Here is a 1,904-nt window from a genome sequence, read left to right as displayed (position 1 = left end):
TGGATTGATTTTTACAATAAACGTCGTATTAAAACAAAACTGAACGGTAAGTCACCGGTAAAGTACCGGGAACTCGCCGTTCAGAAAGTAGCATAAATCATATGTCCAATTTTAAGGGTTCACTTCACATGAACCGCTATATGTATAAAGATTAGGAGACTCTAATACATATAAAGAAGTGATTTATCCCAAAATACATTTTTTTAAGGAGCTGTTATCTAACTGCTTTGATATAGCAGTTTAATTTATGGAAAAAGAAGATCAAAAAAAGTTTTACAAACACGCACCATTTTCAAATGTGCATTTAAGAATTTATTTAGCAATTATCCTAGGTCAATTCACCAGCGGCTATACTATTCAAATTAGTGGTACGGCAATTTCCGCTGCACAAAAATATTTACCGATTTCTAGTTTATGGGTTGGTTTGATTGGTTCTGGAACATTAATTGGTCTTGCAGGCAGTCTCTTTGTAGGAAAAATATCTGACAATATTGGTAGGAAACAATTGTTACTAATTAATATGTATGTCTTGACTGGAGTTTCATTATGCCAGCTTTTTACTTCGAATCTCTGGTTAACATTTATCTTTAGAATAGCTGTTGGCTTAATGATTGCTATTGATTACACAGTTGGGAATGCTTTGCTTATTGAATGGTTACCGTTTAAAGAAAGCGGAAAAATGCAAAGTCATTTAGTAATCTATTGGACATTAGGATTCATTTTAGCTTCTTTCTTCAATTCATTCATTACCGGGTTTGGGGAATCGACTTGGAAAATCCTCATGGTTTCACCTGCTTTATTTGGAATAATCACTGCAGTCTTTCGTTCATTTGCCAGACTGCCCGCATCCCCTAGTTGGTTAGTCAATCAGGGTAAACCAAAAAGAGCTCAAAGAGTCATTCAAAAACACTTGGGTACTAAGTGGGGAATCTCAAAAAAACAAAAGATACATGCCGCAAAGGTCACTGAATCTTCTGCTAACTTCTCATGGACAATTCTTTTTTCAAAGAAATACATTAGATATACTTTAGTCGGTGGTGTATTTTACGCTTCTCAAGCATTTTCTTTTTTTGGAATCAGTATTTTTTTGCCTATCTTAGTTTCTAAAATGGGAATATCCAATACGAGTTTAGTAGGTTACTTGTATAACGGATGTATGTTTTTAGGTATTATTTTCGGAATAAGAATCTTTGGTACTTTTAGCCGCAGACATTTTCTAGTCGGTGACTTTCTGCTTTCTGCAATCTGCTTGCTAATACTAGCCCTGTGGAGTTCCATCCCTAAAGAGCTGGCACTACTTACTTTTTCCTTGTTCTCACTCACTTTATCAGCTGGATTGGTAATGGATTACCCTTACACATCCGAACTATTTGATTCAAATATTCGAGGAACTGGTGTAGGAATGGTTGTGACTATCAGCAGAATCGGAGCTGCTGCGGGTACTGTTTTACTCCCCGTCATCACAAGTTCATTAAACGTTCAATTCTCAATGTTAACTTGCGGACTAATTCTTCTTTTCGCTGGGATATTTTGTTTCATTTTTGCTCCAGAAACATCAATCAAGTACAAGAAAAGTTAAGGCAATTGCCTTAGATTGCAATAAAATTCAAAAATGGCTGCAAGCCTTGATTTATATAATATATTTATATAAAATTAGTTAAAATGGGGCTGAGTCAAAAGTTAAATTTTGATTCAGTTTCTCTAGTTATTCCGTATAAACGTGTTTCATAAGTCAAAACTCTCCGTCTAACTTCGAATTACTCATAGCAAAGTACTCGCTATGTTCGTAATTTCGAGTTAGTACTCAAATTTTCCCGACTTTGTACTGCCTTAAAAAAGTTGGACATGTTTATTTTAATTGTTAGCTAGATACTGTTTACGATATTCGACTGGAGTTAATCCAT

The 1,904-nt window shown here is 34.9% G+C and carries 2 protein-coding genes; both read left to right on the top strand.

Annotated elements, in window-relative coordinates:
* The first annotated feature begins 3 nt into the window (after positions 1–3).
* Positions 4–96: an IS3 family transposase gene (locus FFX44_RS12690; protein WP_354669255.1), complete on the top strand. Its 93-nt coding sequence runs from the start codon at positions 4–6 to the stop codon at positions 94–96.
* A gap of 151 nt (positions 97–247) precedes the next feature.
* On the top strand, positions 248–1,579 hold the full coding sequence (locus FFX44_RS12525) for an MFS transporter (RefSeq protein ID WP_289981748.1): 1,332 nt from the start codon (positions 248–250) through the stop codon (positions 1,577–1,579).
* The last annotated feature ends 325 nt before the right edge of the window (positions 1,580–1,904 follow it).

Source organism: Lactobacillus sp. UCMA15818 (genome assembly GCF_030400225.1).
Taxonomy (GTDB): Bacteria; Bacillota; Bacilli; order Lactobacillales; family Lactobacillaceae; genus Liquorilactobacillus.
The sequence above is the reverse complement of the archived record's forward strand: the minus strand, read 5'-3'. Positions and strand labels throughout refer to the sequence as shown.

Bases quoted from the DNA above. Each gene is read 5' to 3' on its own strand.
- FFX44_RS12525 (WP_289981748.1), top strand. From the start codon at position 248: ATGGAAAAAGAAGATCAAAAAAAGTTTTACAAACACGCACCATTTTCA.